Source organism: Rheinheimera sp. MMS21-TC3, assembly GCF_032229285.1.
Taxonomy (GTDB): Bacteria; Pseudomonadota; Gammaproteobacteria; order Enterobacterales; family Alteromonadaceae; genus Alishewanella.
Genome location: NZ_CP135084.1, coordinates 135,245 through 151,330 on the forward strand (window position 1 = coordinate 135,245; position 16,086 = coordinate 151,330).

The 16,086-nt window shown below is 40.1% G+C and carries 16 protein-coding genes; 8 read left to right on the forward strand and 8 right to left on the reverse strand.

Annotated features, from left to right (window positions below; all coding sequences use genetic code 11):
* Nucleotides 1–4: 4 nt before the first annotated feature.
* Genes RDV63_RS00845 through cysQ form a run of 3 tightly spaced genes read right to left on the reverse strand, consistent with a single transcriptional unit; the run spans nt 5 to nt 2,153 of the window.
* Nucleotides 5–655 (reverse strand): START domain-containing protein, encoded by a 651-nt coding sequence (locus tag RDV63_RS00845; protein ID WP_313907650.1) that lies wholly within the window; start codon nt 653–655, stop codon nt 5–7.
* Nucleotides 656–1,354, reverse strand: a complete 699-nt coding sequence (rsuA, locus tag RDV63_RS00850; RefSeq protein WP_313907651.1) for a 16S rRNA pseudouridine(516) synthase RsuA — start codon at nt 1,352–1,354, stop codon at nt 656–658.
* 40 nt (nt 1,355–1,394) lie between these two features.
* On the reverse strand, nt 1,395–2,153 hold the full coding sequence (gene cysQ, locus RDV63_RS00855) for a 3'(2'),5'-bisphosphate nucleotidase CysQ (RefSeq protein ID WP_313907652.1): 759 nt from the start codon (nt 2,151–2,153) through the stop codon (nt 1,395–1,397).
* 242 nt (nt 2,154–2,395) lie between these two features.
* Between cysQ and RDV63_RS00860 the strand changes: the two genes are divergently transcribed.
* The 3 genes from RDV63_RS00860 to RDV63_RS00870 are packed head-to-tail and all read left to right on the forward strand — an operon-like array spanning nt 2,396 to nt 5,127.
* A complete protein-coding gene (locus RDV63_RS00860) occupies nt 2,396–2,602 on the forward strand; it encodes a hypothetical protein (RefSeq protein ID WP_313907653.1) in 207 nt (68 codons plus the stop codon).
* Between the two features lie 4 nt (nt 2,603–2,606).
* A complete protein-coding gene (locus RDV63_RS00865; RefSeq protein WP_313907654.1) occupies nt 2,607–4,313 on the forward strand; it encodes a GGDEF domain-containing protein in 1,707 nt (568 codons plus the stop codon).
* Nucleotides 4,291–5,127 carry an SAM-dependent methyltransferase gene (locus RDV63_RS00870; protein WP_313907655.1) on the forward strand — a complete coding sequence of 279 codons (837 nt, stop codon included), beginning with the start codon at nt 4,291–4,293 and terminating at the stop codon, nt 5,125–5,127. Before RDV63_RS00865 ends, RDV63_RS00870 begins: the two co-directional genes overlap by 23 nt.
* A 79-nt stretch (nt 5,128–5,206) precedes the next feature.
* Here the strand turns inward: RDV63_RS00870 and ahpF are convergent, their stop codons facing one another.
* Together ahpF and ahpC are read right to left on the reverse strand one after the other, a co-directional pair.
* Nucleotides 5,207–6,751 carry an alkyl hydroperoxide reductase subunit F gene (gene ahpF, locus RDV63_RS00875; protein ID WP_313907656.1) on the reverse strand — a complete coding sequence of 515 codons (1,545 nt, stop codon included), beginning with the start codon at nt 6,749–6,751 and terminating at the stop codon, nt 5,207–5,209.
* Nucleotides 6,752–6,945: 194 nt separating this feature from the next.
* Nucleotides 6,946–7,512 carry an alkyl hydroperoxide reductase subunit C gene (gene ahpC, locus RDV63_RS00880; RefSeq protein ID WP_313907657.1) on the reverse strand — a complete coding sequence of 189 codons (567 nt, stop codon included), beginning with the start codon at nt 7,510–7,512 and terminating at the stop codon, nt 6,946–6,948.
* A gap of 202 nt (nt 7,513–7,714) precedes the next feature.
* Here ahpC and RDV63_RS00885 point away from each other — a divergent pair, with 202 nt between their 5' ends.
* Entirely contained in the window at nt 7,715–8,092 is a 378-nt protein-coding gene (locus RDV63_RS00885) for an META domain-containing protein (RefSeq protein WP_313907658.1), read from the forward strand.
* A 46-nt stretch (nt 8,093–8,138) separates the two neighbouring features.
* Here the strand turns inward: RDV63_RS00885 and RDV63_RS00890 are convergent, their stop codons facing one another.
* The gene (locus RDV63_RS00890) at nt 8,139–8,915 is read right to left on the reverse strand and encodes a substrate-binding periplasmic protein (protein WP_313907660.1); all 777 of its coding nucleotides are present in this window, start codon (nt 8,913–8,915) and stop codon (nt 8,139–8,141) included.
* 334 nt (nt 8,916–9,249) lie between these two features.
* On the opposite strand from RDV63_RS00890, the gene RDV63_RS00895 reads away from it, so the two are divergent.
* From RDV63_RS00895 to RDV63_RS00905, 3 genes are all read left to right on the forward strand, one after another.
* Nucleotides 9,250–10,032 carry a DUF2884 family protein gene (locus RDV63_RS00895; protein ID WP_313907661.1) on the forward strand — a complete coding sequence of 261 codons (783 nt, stop codon included), beginning with the start codon at nt 9,250–9,252 and terminating at the stop codon, nt 10,030–10,032.
* 133 nt (nt 10,033–10,165) lie between these two features.
* On the forward strand, nt 10,166–10,612 hold the full coding sequence (locus RDV63_RS00900; protein ID WP_313907662.1) for an NfeD family protein: 447 nt from the start codon (nt 10,166–10,168) through the stop codon (nt 10,610–10,612).
* 57 nt (nt 10,613–10,669) lie between these two features.
* On the forward strand, nt 10,670–11,599 hold the full coding sequence (locus tag RDV63_RS00905; protein WP_313907663.1) for a stomatin-like protein: 930 nt from the start codon (nt 10,670–10,672) through the stop codon (nt 11,597–11,599).
* An 83-nt stretch (nt 11,600–11,682) separates the two neighbouring features.
* Here the strand turns inward: RDV63_RS00905 and ubiK are convergent, their stop codons facing one another.
* On the reverse strand, nt 11,683–11,970 hold the full coding sequence (gene ubiK, locus RDV63_RS00910; RefSeq protein WP_313907664.1) for a ubiquinone biosynthesis accessory factor UbiK: 288 nt from the start codon (nt 11,968–11,970) through the stop codon (nt 11,683–11,685).
* A 138-nt stretch (nt 11,971–12,108) separates the two neighbouring features.
* On the opposite strand from ubiK, the gene rep reads away from it, so the two are divergent.
* Nucleotides 12,109–14,124, forward strand: coding sequence for a DNA helicase Rep (gene rep, locus RDV63_RS00915; RefSeq protein WP_313907665.1), 2,016 nt, complete (start codon nt 12,109–12,111; stop codon nt 14,122–14,124).
* Between the two features lie 6 nt (nt 14,125–14,130).
* Here rep and RDV63_RS00920 read toward each other — a convergent pair whose 3' ends face one another.
* Entirely contained in the window at nt 14,131–15,954 is a 1,824-nt protein-coding gene (locus RDV63_RS00920; protein ID WP_313907666.1) for a diguanylate cyclase domain-containing protein, read from the reverse strand.
* Nucleotides 15,955–16,086 lie beyond the last annotated feature (132 nt).

The window sequence follows — 16,086 nt, forward strand, 5'->3', positions numbered from 1 at the left end:
GCCGCTAATTAGCGGCTTTTTTTTCATTAATACTCGGATAAGCAGCTGGATATAGCGGCAACATTTTTTGTAATTTTATAAAAGTTTTTAAGGTCGCACTTAAAGCGACACGGTTTACAATAAAATGTGGCAGGTTACCAGCGGGATCGGCTTGGCCCTGATATTCAATTAACACTACACCTTCATCTTCTGGCGTTAGCCGCCACCAAGATTTAACCTGTTGCATCCTGACATAGCCAGCAACTGTAGGGTAGTCATGCCCCAAGTCGGTAACTTGTAAACTTAAAACCCCCTCATTATCTTGGCTCCAGACTGAGTGGGTAACCATATCACGCTGTGACACTGGCCAGGTGGCCTTAAAATAAGTGTGGACAATATTACTGTGCGCTTCAGCTGAGTCGAGTATTTCTACCCGCTCGGCATTTTCTACCCATTGGCTAATAACATCAGTGTCATTGAGTAAATGTAAAAAAGCTCCCATATTAGACACTAACCGAACCTCTGCTCGGATCTCTAACAACCCAGTATCTAATCTGCGATATTCAACCTTAACTTGGTCTTTAGTTTTATATAATGTCCAAGCGGAAACTTGGCTACTAAGCGCTTGATTACTAAAAATAGATAAACCGATAAAAAAGCAAAGTAACAAAGGCATTTATTTTAGACCCAACAATTGCAATTGATGCTGAGTTAGCACCCTATACTCACCTTCCATTAAATCATCCGGTAATTGCAAAGCGGCTATTTTTTCACGATGCAGCTGTTCAACCTTATTGCCAATAGCGGCAAACATACGTTTCACTTGATGATAACGACCTTCTTGAATAGTCAGTAAAGCTTCTTTTTCACCGATTAACTCTAATTGAGCAGGTAAAGTTGGGCTAGCCTCACTACGTAACATTACCCCTTGCTCAAACTGCGCTATTGCTGAGACAGGAATAGGATCTGCTGTCCATACTCTATAGGTTTTAGCAACATGATGTTTAGGGCTACTAATGCGATGCGACCATTGACCGTCATCCGTTATCAACACTAGACCTGTAGTATCTAAGTCTAGCCGACCAACCGTATGCAAACGCTCAAGTAAAGGTTCATCAAGCAATGTGAACACCGTTGGATGATCCGGATCGCTAGTAGAGCAAACATAACCAGCAGGTTTATGCAGCATAATATAACGCTTACCTATAATATTGATTTGCTGCTCGTCTAAGCACACTACATCATCAGCAGTCACTTGTAATGCGGCTTGTTTTACTAAGGTACCGTTTATTGTAACTAAACCTTGACGGATAACTTTACCGGCCTGACTCCGAGTTAAATCGGTACTTTCACAAACAAATTTATCTAAACGCATATTTCACCCTTATTAATTAGGATAAGTGTACTGGAAAAGGTCAAGCAGAGACAATAAACTCCGGATTTAATAAGCTTTCTCGGTGGTACACCTTGTTAGCTATGCCAGCGAACTGCACCTTAGCGCCTGCTTCAAGTGCAACAATATGCCCAGCAGCCGTATCCCACTGCATAGTTGGGCCGAACCGTGGATATAAATCAGCACAGCCTTCAGCCAACATACAAAACTTTAATGAGCTACCTACCGGCAACAAACGATACTTAGGAAATTGACTTAAATATTCTGCCAGTTTTGGGCTAGGATGGCTGCGGCTACCAACAACAATAATACCGTTATCTCTTACTTTAGTATTAACGCTTAGCCGATGAATTGTTTGCGCTTGCTTTAAAAAAGCGCCCTGTTCTTTACTGGCGTAATACAGTTTTTGTAAAGCCGGCGCATAAACAACCCCTAATATCGGCTCACCGGCAGCAATAAGCGCGATATTAACGGTAAATTCACCATTACGTTTAATAAATTCTTTAGTGCCGTCTAAAGGATCAACTAACCAATACTGTTGCCAGTTTTTCCGTATAGGCCAACTAATATCTGCGGCTTCTTCAGACAATATTGGCAAGTCTGGCGTTAATTTTGTTAGCGCACGAACAATAAGCTGATGAGCGGCCAAGTCAGCAGCAGTAAGCGGTGAAGCATCGGCTTTATCGGTAATATTAAAAGCCGTATTATCCTGTTGATAAATAGCCATAATTGCTTCGCCCGCCTGTTCAGCAATCTGTATTACCTCAGGTAAATAATTCATGTTGTTAATCAATTCTCTGCCGCTTATTTATAATCTTAATTATTGCATAACATGCATGCAATGAGCCGAATTAAGTCGCAACTACTTAAATATTAACCACCCCTTAGCATTAAGCTCCAAACATTAATTGCAAAAATATAACTAGAACTGTTGTTACCTGCTGTCATTTCACCTACATTATTCTTGTTCAGTTTATTTAGACTGATAGAAGATGGACCTATTGGTATTAATAAGGAGTTTTTATGTCAGATTTAAATAAGTTTATTGCCGAATTAGCAACAAACCCTAAATTACAACAAGATTACGCAACATCCCCTGCTCAAACATTAGAAAGCTATGGCCTGCAAAGTCATGAAATAGAAGCTGTACTCTCTGGTGATAAAGTGCAGCTAGAAAAGCTAACGGGTAAAACGGGTAGCTCTATTAAATTTTACTTCCCTGTAAAGTAATTTTATGCCTGGCTATATAGCCTTTATAATTCTATTAGGTATGCTGCTTGGCTTCATACCTTCTAATTTGTTAGCTGCAATTAATGTCGATGAAGCTTTAAATGCCGCCGAATTGCAGCGTACCAGTGATCCGGATGAAGCGCGCCGGCTTTTAGCTGAAACAGACTTTAACAGCCTATCAAAACAACAGCAGCACCAGTTTATATTTATTAACGCCTACCTTGTTGCTATAAAAGGTGAATTAAATCAAGCAGTAGCTATTGCTTCTACAATAGCCGATAGCCCTTATACCGACAGTAAAATTAAAGCTAATTTACTGCTGGCTAATATGTATGAATCAATTAAAAATTATCAATATGCTTATAGCCACTTATATTTAGCCTTAAGCGAGGCGAATAAAGTTACAGATAAAATGTTAATTAGCAGTGTTTATACCGTGGCAACTCAACTACATATTAGTGCTGGCGCTTATGACAAAGCGATTAACTATGCCCAGTTGATTAGGCAAGCTTCAGCCGAACCTAGAGCATTATGCATAAGTTGGACACTAGAGTTACACGCCAAAATTCGTTTAGAGCAAACGTATAATAACGAACACGCAGCACAAGTGCGTCACTATTGTCTTAGTGCTAAAGAGCCTTTAATGACGCATAGTTTAGAGCAATTTACCGCCGAAATAGATATTAAAAATAAGCCGGCACTCGTCAAAACTACAATGCTAGCCATGTTACCCGACCTTGAGCGCATTGGTTTTCCCTATGCCATTTTACGGGCACGATATTTTTTAGGCTATGCCCAATTACGGCTTGGTGAAGTAACGGCGGCTGTTACTGAGTTACAACAGGTGCAATTACTGGCCGCTAAACTTAGCGATAGCCTCAGCGAAAATGAAGCCTTGTTATTACTGGCCCAAGCGTATGAAACGCAAGGTAATACTTTAGCAGCGGTAAAGGCTTATAAGCAGCATATAAGCAAACTTAATACTCATGTTAATGAGTTTAAGCAACGCAGTGTGGCTTACCATATGGCGCAGGCTGATTTTAAAGAAAACGAAAACAAACTCGCTTTACTAAAAAGTCAGAACTCTTTACTGCAATTAGAAAGCGAACTGCAAAAAGAAGATAAATTAAAATCTATTTTATTTTCTATTGCGCTTACATTTTTATTATTACTGGTTATTTATGCTTTAAATAATAAGCGTGCAACTCTTAACCAACTCGCAACCACTGATTTTTTAACTAAATTATATAATCGTCGCTATTTTAGCGAAACGGTTAGCCGGCAACTAAAAAACCGACGTCAGCAAGATGACTACAGCTTGATTATGTTTGATATTGATTTATTTAAACAGATTAATGACCAATATGGTCATGCCACCGGCGATAAAGTGCTGCAAGCCATAGCCGAGCGCTGCAGCCAATATATTCGTAAGCAAGATATACTGGCACGGATAGGCGGTGAGGAATTTGCTATCTTTTTACCGGGCTGCAACTTAGCTGATGCATTAAAACTGGCTGAGCAATGCCGGTTAAGCATAAGTAATGATGCCATAACAGTAAATGAACACACTATCACTGTTAGCGCTAGCTTTGGCGTTGCTAGTAGCAGTACGGCAAACTTTGATAGCATACTACAACAAGCTGATGCGGCTTTATACCATGCTAAAACAGCGGGTAGAAACTGTAGCCATGTCAGCAAAGAAAGTGCCTAAAATCACTAACAATAAAACCAATCAAGGCCGCCTAATCTGCCTTGGCTTAGGCATTACCTTAGGTAGCCAACTGACCGAACTAGCGCGAAACCAACTTGCCGCGGCTGATCTCGTGTTTTTTCATAGCAATACCCATTACCTTGCTCATTTTTTACAACAGATAAACCCTAATTTAGTCGACTTGCAGCCGTTTTATTGCCCTGGGCAATCGCGAAGCATTAGCTATCAAGCCATGATTGCAGCGGTCATTAATGCCGTACAAGCAGGTAACAATGTCGTTTGGGCCTGTTATGGCCACCCAGGCATAGCTAGCTGGCCACCACATGAAGCAATGCGCCAATTAAAACTGTTAGGCTATGCAGCTAAAATGGAAGCGGGAATTGCCGCAGATGCCTGCTTATATGCCGATTTAGCAATAGATCCTATAGCGCAGGGCTGCCAGCAATTTGAAGCCAGTCAGTTTTTGTTCTATCAGCGTAATCTTGATGTGTCAGGCTATGTTATCTTATGGCAAGTCGCTATAGCGGGCGATTTTAGCTTGTGTAACCTAACCCCAAATAGCCGCTATATTGCGGTGCTTATTCAACACCTCCTGCACTGGTATCCCCCAGAGCACTTAGTCATACTCTATGAGGCAGCAGACTTACCTATTTGGCAACATCGCGCTGAAACTTTGCCATTATCACAACTGGCGCAGGCTAAATTAAACCAAATCACCACCCTAGTGATACCACCGCTAGAAAAAAAGCAGATTAATAGCCAGATCCTCGATTTATTAGGCGTACCAGCAGATCATGCTCTACGCCAACAATAAAAAAACGGCAACCTAAGTTGCCGTAACACTCAATGAGTGAGGGAATGAAAACGTCTGCCTTATGGCCAGGTTTTAACTACTAATGACGTATCATATAATCAAAAGCACCTAAGGCTGCTGTAGCACCTGCTCCCATGGCAATAATAATTTGCTTAAAAGGTGTAGTGGTGGCATCACCGGCAGCAAACACGCCTGGCATTGAAGTTTGGCCGCGTTCATCAACAATAATTTCTCCCCGAGGCGATAGCTCGATTGCACCACGTAACCATTCAGTATTTGGTACTAAGCCTATTTGCACAAAAATACCTGCTAATTCAATATGATGTGCATCGCCTGTTTTGCGATCGGTATAATTAATACCATTAACTCTATTACCATCACCTGTTACCTCTGTGCTTTGTGCATCGGTAATTATAGTAATATTAGCCATTGATTTAGCTTTTTTAATTAATACCGCATCAGCGCGTAACTCAGGCGCAAATTCAAGTACAGTCACGTGCTCCACAATACCTGCCAAGTCAATTGCTGCTTCAATACCCGAGTTTCCGCCACCTATAACCGCGACTCTTTTACCTTTAAATAACGGGCCATCACAGTGCGGACAATAAGCGACACCTTTACCGCGATATTCTTGCTCGCCTGGCACGTTCATTTCACGCCAGCGCGCACCGGGTGATAACACTAAGGTTTTACTATTCAATACTGCGCCGTTGGCTAGCTCTAATTGCACTTTATCGCCTTTAGTTAGCGCTACTGCGCGCTGACCATTCATAATATCGACATCATATTCGCGAACATGGGCTTCTAAATTAGCCACTAATTTAGGACCTTCGGTCTTTTTAACTGAAATAAAGTTCTCAATGCCGACAGTATCGGCAACTTGACCACCAAAACGTTCTGCAACAACGCCTGTATTTAAGCCTTTTCGTGCTGCATAAATAGAGGCAGCTGCGCCAGCAGGACCACCACCAACAACAAGCACATCAAAGTCATCTTTATTGCTTAACGCTTCAGCTTGGCGCTGTTCAGCATTAACATCAATCTTTTGAATAATTTTCTCTAACGTAATGGCACCTTGTGAAAACAGCTCACCATTTAAGAATACCGACGGCACCGCCATTACGTTTTTATCAGCGACTTCTTGCTGGAACATAGCGCCATCAATCATAACGTTAGTAATATTTGGGTTTATTGCCGACATTATATTTAACGCTTGCACCACTTCTGGACAGGTTTGGCAACTTAATGACACATAGGTCTCAAAAGCAAAATTGCCTGGCAGCTGGCGTATTTGCTCAATAGTCTCAGCTTCTTCTTTAATTGGGTGTCCGCCTGAATGCAATAAGGCTAACACTAGCGAGGTAAATTCATGACCTAAAGGCACACCAGCAAAAGTAATTTCGGTTCCTTTTGCCACTGAACGTACTAGCATCGCAGGCTTACGCTCTTGAGCCGCATCATCGCGCCGTAGTGTTACTAAATCAGAAAGCTCGCTAATTTGTTGAGCTAAGGTTTCTACCTCTGTAGCTTTGGCGCTATCGTCTAAAGATACCACCAGCTCAACCTCAGTTTTTAGGTTCTGCAAATAGGTTTTTAATGTTTGTTTAAGGTTAGTATCTAGCATAAAAGCTCCTTAATATTTTTAGACGATAAATTTTAGACACAACTATGCCGCAATCTGAACACAGACTAAAAAAGCAAAAACTGTGAGATAAGCTGGGCGAGGTTACTCGCCCAGTAATAACGCGACTAAAATAATTCGTATTTATTGAACCGTGACGAGCTATCGTCACGGTAGTATAAAAGCAATTGCTGCTCTTAGATTTTACCAACTAAATCTAATGATGGCGCTAAAGTCGCTTCACCTGGCGTCCATTTAGCTGGACATACTTCACCGTCGTGGTTAGCAACATATTGTGCAGCTTGTACTTTACGGAATAATTCTGCAGCGCTACGGCCAATGCCTAAGTCGTGAATTTCAGCAACTTTGATTTCGCCTTCAGGGTTAATTACGAAAGTACCACGTAAAGCTAAACCTTCTTCTTCAATCATAACGCCAAAGTTACGTGTAATAGTACCTGTTGGGTCACCGATCATTGGGTAGTTGATTTTCTTGATAGTTTCAGAAGCGTCATGCCACGCTTTGTGAGTGAAGTGAGTATCTGTTGATACTGAGTATACTTCAACACCAATCTCTTGGAATTTAGCATAAAAATCAGCTAAATCGCCTAATTCTGTTGGGCAAACAAAAGTAAAGTCAGCTGGGTAGAATACAACAACAGACCACTTGCCTGCTAAATCTTGCTCAGAAACTGGTACGAATTTACCTTGATGAAATGCAGTTGCATTAAACGGCTTAATTTTTGTATTAATAATAGAAGACATAGTCTTACTCCTTAGGTTAGTTCATAGTTTTTGTTTCAACTGCAGCTATAATAGCTCAGTATCCTTTACTTTTAAAACGAATAAAACAAATCAATTTAATCGTTTTAATTGATTAACATTACTCTGGCATGCTGTGTTCAGCCTATAGTTAGTTTTGTCATGGCATACTAATGCACAAACTTAGTAAGATTGGAGCAATACCATGACATTTCCACGTTCTATAGTATTCACTACAGTAGCCTTGCTTGCCGCCTGTCAGCAAATTAATCTGCCCCAAGGCCATTATCAACAACTCTCGGTTAACCCTGAGCAAAAACCATTACATATTGCATTACAAGAAGGAAAACTCTCAGGCTTTACCGGCTGTAACAATGCAATGGGTAACTATCATATAGATAAGGGCGAACTTGTTGTTTCTCAACTAGCAACAACTATGATGGCATGCGAACCTAGCGCTATGGATCGTGAGCAGGCTTTTAATCAGTTTTTACAGAGTCGGCCTAAAGTAACAATAGAAGGTAACACCCTTATCTTAAGTAAAGAAGCGCAACAATATAGCTTTAATTTACAATCAGATTAATAGTAAAGCTTAGGCAGTTAATTTATAAATACTGGCTAAGTAATAATTAATTTTTTTTATTACCCTCAGCTTGCAGTGAATGTTGATATTTTTCCACTATTTGTTGATATTCACCGCTGTCTCGTAACTGTTGTAGAGCTTGTTGCAACTTAGCCACTATAGGTTTAGGAACATTAAGATTAAGTGCCAAGTAGTTTGCGCCTATCGCATTTAATTGCATTGTCGCCTCCACATCCTCAACTGTCGCATTATATGGCGCTAACCACATTGGCAATATTTGCCATGAGCCTATTAATAAGTCTATTTTGCCTTGCACAAATAAATTGGCCGCATCAGCTTTAGTAGTAAAACCAAATAAGTTTTCACCATAACTAAAACCGTTTTGTTGCAAATAGGCTTCATAAACATCACCTCGAGCAACGCCTACTACATATTTTTTTGCATCATCCAAATTGACGACTTTAACTTCAGGCCGTGATTTTAATCTAAAGAAGAATGTATCAGAATTTGCTAAAGGACCTACCCATTGAAATTGACTCTCTCTCTCCACCGAACGTGATGTAGAATATAAACCACTATTTTCATTGCTAAGCGTTAACGCCATTGCTCTTAACCAAGGGTAGCTTTGAATAGAGCAATCGATAGCTGCAATCTCACAACTGCGCTGTACCAGCTCTGTATTTATACCGGTCACTATATTATCAGCCATATAGTTATAGGGGGGGAAATGCTCAGTTGCAATCTCCAATTTTTCTGCGCTTACTAACAAAGAAACCATGCCGCTTAGCAACAGTATGACCGGGCTAATTAGCCTTAGAATCATTTTTTACTCAATAGTGTATGAATAGCTTGCTTAAATATGGCAGATAAAAGCTATTTTTAACAACAATATTAGCTAAGAAATCAACCAATATTGGCCATGCTTAGTTAATTTTTTGGTTTAAGTAGAACAACACTAGGCAATTATACGATTTTACTCCGCATATATTTTTAACTACTTTTTAGTCAAAAAAGCAAACCAGAGCTAAAATAAAAAACAATTAAAACTAAAATCCTTAACAAACAACAGCTTAAGTATGGCTTTAAACTTGCTTATCAGCATTTACACCTACATTTTTCTCTAACAATAAATAAAACAACTTAAATAGGAATAAATCATGAAAGCACTTCTCATTGCAGCAACCTTACTTATCGGCACAGCCTTCGCTCATGAGCAACAATGTAATATTCAGCTTGATAAAGATCTTATTGTTAACGCAGATGGCGTTACCATCCAAAATAACAATTCCGAACTATGGCGTATTAATAGCCAAGGTAAGCTATGGATTGAAAATAAAAGCATTACAACCAACACAGCAACGCAAAAACAGTTACAACAGTTTCAAGCCGATATACGCCAACAAACAGTACAAACTTTAGCTTTAGTTGAAGATGCGCTAGTCCTGGCTAGTGATGCCATTAATACGGTTGTTAGTGAGTTAACTGGCGAGCCGGTGTCTAGTACTTCTGCTCTCAATGCCGCTGTCGTTAAAGTTAAAAGCTATAGCGAAAGTTTAATTCTCAAACAACAAAATAATATAACCGTTTATGGTAGCCGCTTTAATACACTTGATGATGTATTTGACGAAGCCTTTGAGCAAGCGATTAAACAAGCTGTTAGCCAATCAATAGGCAGCTTAATGCAGGTAGTAGGTAAGGCTTTAACTAGTGGCGAAGGGACTTTTGAACAGCGCATGGAGGCCTTTGCCGTTAAGATGGAAAATTTTGCTACTCAACTAGAGAAAAAAGTTGAAAGCCAAGTTAGCACCCTAGAGCACCGTGGTGCAGCTTTATGTGACAGCCTACATAAACTAGACCAATTAGAAACCGATATTCAACAAACTATACCCCAAATGCGCCAGTATGATTTAATTGAAATTAAACAGAGCAACAAAGCATAATTAATTATTTTTATGCTAGGCAACGACTTTAACGTGTATCACAGCGCTTAATGTTTTAATATCAATCATGCTTTAACAAATTAATTACGTTATAAGTTAAAGCGTGTAAAGAATTAATCATGGAGTAACCTAAGTGAATATAGCTACGCTTTGGATCATTGCAGGCATAGTGCTAATTCTGTCAGAGTTAATGGCCACCAGCATTGTTGCGGTATTTTTGGGTGTCGCAGCAATTATTGTTGGCTTGTTATTAAATTATGACATTATCTCTAGCTACAGCTTGCAGTTTTTAATTTTTGCCGTGTTATCGCTAGCGATGCTATTTAGTGTCCGTAGCCACTGCAAACGCTGGTTTGTTGGCTATACCGCAGATAGCACAGAACAGCCTTCTAATGTCGCTTCAGACATTGGCGTACGCGTTATTGTTCACAGTACCTTTGAGCAAGGAGCTGGGCGTGTAGTATTAAATGGCGTACAGTGGGATGCAGAATCTAACGACCCATTACAAGCCGGCGATGTTGCTTGGGTTATTGCTAACCAAGGCATTAAACTTCAAGTTAGCGCCAATAAACCTAATTAATATCGCTAAAACTAATTACTATGCCTGTATTACCCATCTAATTAAGGAGAAAACTTGATGGTCGACATTAACACTATTTTAATGGCTGGTTTTGCTTTAGCCGTTATTATCACTATTATAAAAACGGCGCGAGTTGTGCCACAAAAAACAAACTTTGTTATTGAACGCTTAGGTAAATATTCTCGTACCTTAGATTCTGGTTTTCATATTTTAATCCCTTTTATCGATAAAGTGGCCTATACCCACAGCTTAAAAGAAGAAGTCATTGATGTGCAGCGTCAAACCTGTGTTACTAAAGACAATATTCAAGTAGGCATAGATGGTATTTTATACTTGCAAGTAGTTGATCCGCATAAAGCCAGTTACGGTATTAATAATTATCGTTATGCTTCGGCGCAACTAGCTCAAACCACCATGCGTTCAGTTATCGGTCAAACCGACCTAGATAAAACCTTTGAAGAACGAACAAAAATAAACGAAGAAGTGGTTAAGGCACTAGACGAAGCAGCTGCACCTTGGGGTGTAAAAGTATTACGTTATGAAATTGCCGATATTGAGCTACCCATCAGCATTAAAGATGCTTTAGAACAGCAAATGCGTGCTGAACGTGAGCGTCGTGCCGCTATCGCCAGATCAGAAGGTGAACGTCAAGCCATGATTAACGTCTCTGAAGGTCAAAAGCAAGAAGTCATCAACTTGTCTGAAGGTGACAAAATGCGTCAAATTAACGAAGCCGAAGGTCGCGCTCGTGAAATTGAGCTTATTGCCATTGCAACAGCTGAAGGTATTAGCAAAATTGCTGAAGCGATTAATCACCCAGGCGGCGCTGAAGCAGTTAGCTTACGCGTAGCAGAGCAATATGTTAAAGAATTTGGTAACCTAGCCAAAACCAACAACACTATGATAGTTCCAGCTGAGCTAGCCAACATTGGCGGTGCGGTTGCAGGGTTAACAGAAATTTTAAAAGTAGCTCGTCCGCAAGGCTAAGCTAATAACAGGGGGTTGATGCATGCTGATGCATGCTTTAACCCCTCAATACTCGGTAATTTAACTGTTTATACTCTACTAACTCAGACTTGATCAGAAGAGGGTAAATCTTTTCCGCTAAAATCTTGAGTTTTTTCGGCTAATAACACCGCAACTTGCTGCTCTAATTGCTCTAGCTTTTCTCTAGTGCGCAGTAATACTTGACGTTGAACATCAAACTCTTCGCGGCTCACAAAATCCATATCTGCTAACTTTTGCTGTAAAATTTGTTTAATTTTACCTTCAGCACTGTCGGCAAACTGCTTTAATTGCGGCGGGATCACATTGCTTATTTGTTTTGCAATGTCTTCAACTTTTTTTGGATCTATCATGCTGCTCTCCTTCGCCACTATGTTACAGATGGCGTTTAAACTATTAATGCGGCTATTTTAGCGTGCTAAATGTGTTTGCCGCATGCTATTTGCTTTCAATTTTCGTTACAATAGCCAACTTAATTAAAAGGTGGGTAAATGAAGTTAAATTCGCAACAAAATGCCGCTGTTCATTATATTTCTGGCCCTTGTTTAGTCTTAGCCGGTGCTGGTAGTGGTAAAACACGGGTTATTATCAATAAAATTGCTTATTTAATTCAGCAGTGTAATTTAAGTGCCCGTCATATTGCTGCTGTAACCTTTACTAATAAAGCCGCCAGAGAAATGCGCGAGCGCATTGGTCAGCAACTACCTAAAGCGGCAAGCCGCGGCTTAACTATCTCTACCTTTCATACTTTAGGTTTAAATATTCTAAAAAAAGAATACCGCCATATTGGCTATAAAGCCAACTTTACCTTATTCGATGACCAAGACAGCTTAGCCTTATTAAAAGAATTAAGTGCAAGCGATATTCAAGGCGACAAAGACTTATTACGCGCCTTACAAAGCCGAATTAGCCATTGGAAAAATGAGCTTATTTTACCCGCTAAAGCCATTGCTAGTGCGACTGAAGCGCAAGATATTAGTTTTGCCAACTATTACCAACAATATGTAAAACAACTTAATGCCTATAACGCCCTTGATTTTGATGATTTAATCTTAATGCCAACTTTATTGTTTATGCATAATCAGCAAGTTAAAGAAAAGTGGCAGCAAAAAATTCAATACCTATTGGTGGATGAATACCAAGATACGAATACTAGCCAATATCAGCTGGTTAAAGCCTTAGTTAGCGAGCGCCAGCGCTTTACTGTGGTAGGTGATGATGATCAGTCTATTTACTCTTGGCGGGGCGCACGCCCACAAAACTTATCTTTGCTAAAAACTGACTTCCCCAATTTGAATGTGATTAAGCTAGAGCAGAATTACCGCTCTGCAGAGCGGATCTTAAAAGCCGCTAATATTTTAATTGCTAATAACCCCCATGAATTTGAAAAAAAACTATTTAGTGAAAATGGTTATGGCGTGCCTTTAAAAGTATTACCTTGTAAGCACGAAGAAGATGAAGCGGAAAAAGTGGTTGCTGAAATTATTTCTCATCGTTTTATCAACCGCAGCCAATATCGTGACTATGCATTATTGTATCGCGGTAATCACCAGTCCAGAGTGTTTGAAAAAGCCTTAATGACTAACCGTATTCCTTATAGGATTTCCGGTGGCACATCCTTTTTTTCCCGTAGTGAAATTAAAGACATGATGGCTTACTTACGCTTAGTGGTAAACCAAGACGATGACAATGCGCTACTGCGTATTATTAATACCCCTAGACGAGAAATTGGTGCAGCAACATTAGAAAAAGTGGGCCAGCTTGCCAACGAAAAGAACATTAGCTTATTTGCCGCCTGCTGTGAGTCAGAGCTTTCTATGCATTTATCGGCTCGCAGCCAAAATGCTGTGCAACAATTTGCTAAATGGATTAGCCAAGTAGCCGACAACGCCCAGCGTGCCGACCCCGCTGAAGCCATTCGCGATTTAATACGGCAAAGTCATTATGAAGCCTGGCTATTTGAAAGTAGCACTAGCCCTAAAGCAGCAGAAATGGCCTTAAAAAATATTAATGAACTTTATCGTTGGATCAGTGAAATGCTAGCGGGCAAAGACGATGAAGAGCCCATGACCTTGTCTGAAGTAGTCACTCGTTTAACACTACGCGACATGATGGAGCGACAAGAGCAAGAAGATAACGCCGATCAAGTGCAGTTGCTAACCTTGCATGCCTCTAAAGGCTTAGAGTTTCCTTATGTCTTTATGGTGGGTATGGAAGAAGGTATTTTGCCACACCAAACCAGTATTGATGAGGGCAATGTAGAAGAAGAGCGTCGCTTAGCTTATGTGGGTGTCACCCGAGCACAGCGCGAGCTTATTTTTACTTACGCCAAAGAGCGCCGCCAATTTGGCGAGGTTATACGCCCTGAGCCAAGCCGTTTTTTATACGAGTTACCGCAGGATGATTTAGAGTGGCAAAAACAAGCACCAGTAAAAACAGAACAGCAGAGGCTGCAAAGCGGTCAAGCGCATTTAGATAGGTTGCGTCAACTGTTAAATAATAAGTAAAAATTACTAAGTTTTTTCTAATACTTGATTAGACAAAGAATTAAAAACTCTAAACTGATTGCGGCCTTGGCTCTTAGCTTGATACATAGCCGCATCAGCGTCTCGCATTAACGCATCTGCTGTTGTGTGCTCCGGCTGTAAATAAGCTAGCCCTACGCTAGCACCAGAAATCATCTGATGGCCATCTAATAAAAAGGGTTTATACAATACCTGTACAATGCGCTGGGCAATTTCCTCTGCATCATGCTCATTATGTAAATTAGTTAGTAAAGCCACAAACTCGTCCCCACCTAAGCGCGCCACAAGATCATGCTCCCGAACGACGTTTTTTATGCGTTGACTGGCTTCAATTAAAAAAGCATCACCTATATGATGGCCTAAACTATCATTTATATCCTTAAATCGATCTAAGTCTATATATAACAAAGCGATATATAAATCAGGTTGACGTTTACTTAAGAAAAATTGCTGTTTTAATAGCTGTAAAAACATTTGCCTATTCGCTAAACCTGTTAATGAGTCATGGTTAGCTTCATAAAATAATCTAGCTTCAATCTTTTTACGTTCTTCTACCTGCAACCGTAAAAATAAATTGGCTTGCCTTAATTCACGAGTACTTTCAAACACTCGGCGCTCTAGTTCTTCTTGATCTTGCTTTTGCTGTTCTGCAGCTAACTTACGCTGAATAGCAATGGCAATGTTTTGTGATACAAAACGTAAAATGCTTAGCTCATATTCACCATATCGGTATTGCTGCTGATAAGATTGCAGCGCTATAACCCCTATGGCTTGTCGGTTATCCATTAAAGGCGCTCCTAACCAGCTACTAGCATAAGGGGTTGGACTATCAGCAGTTGCAGCAGGGCGCTTTATTTCACCAGCTAACACCAGTTGATTAGCATACTCAGGTGTAATCAACTTAGCTTCACCACAACGTAAAATATACTCTGTAAAACCTCGACTTAAAGGACGGCTTTGCCCCGAAGATGAGTATTGATCATGATAAAACGGAAAGTTTAAAATTGATTTATCTTCGCTTAATAAAGCGATATAGCAATTTTCAGCTAGCATAAACTCTGATAGTATTTGTTGTATGGCTAAATAAAAACTGGCCATATCTTCGCTACTTGCCGTCAACTCAGAGATACGATATAGCGCAGCTTGCAACTTCTCAGCATTAATCCGCTCTTGTACTTCTTTTTCTAACGAGATATTAGTACTTTGTAACTCTTGGGTGCGATGGCGCACAGTTTCTTCTAATAACTCGCGCTGTTTCACACGATCTAATGCCACTACAGTATGATCACTAATGCTACGAAATAAATCTAAATCCGCCTCCGTATAGCGATACTGAAAATTATAAGACTGGATAACCATAACACCAATGACCTGCTTACCTCGACATAAGGGTATGCCTAGCCAGTGCGCACAAGGGCTGCCTTGAGCTTTTATTGCACCTTCCTGCACTAAGGTATTGAATAATGCCTCATCACATAACAAGACTTTACCCGTGCGTGCCACATAGCCGGTTAAGCCAGAAGCAAAGGCAGCAGAAGACAGTTGCGCTATAATTTTTTGATCTTTTTCATCAGAGAAATACTGAGCTGAATACTCGTTATTAACTTGGTCATAGAATACAACATAGAAGTTTTCAGCATGTAGCAGCTCAGACACCATTTTATGAATAGCAGGATAAAAATCACGCATATCACTAATGGTACTTGCTAATTCAGATAAACGAAGTAAAGCACCTTGGGTAATATAAGCTTGTTTGTAACGCTGAATTAATAGCTTCAGCCGCCGCAGATGAGAATTTAAAGGTTTGTTCATGACTTTAGCTCTAACTTCCTTTTTAGCTAAGTTCAGCACTCACCTTATCAGTACCCCTTTAAGGTAATTACGTTAACAGTTCAATTATGCATATTTTTTCGCCATTTGAAAGCTTTATTAACAATTTAATTG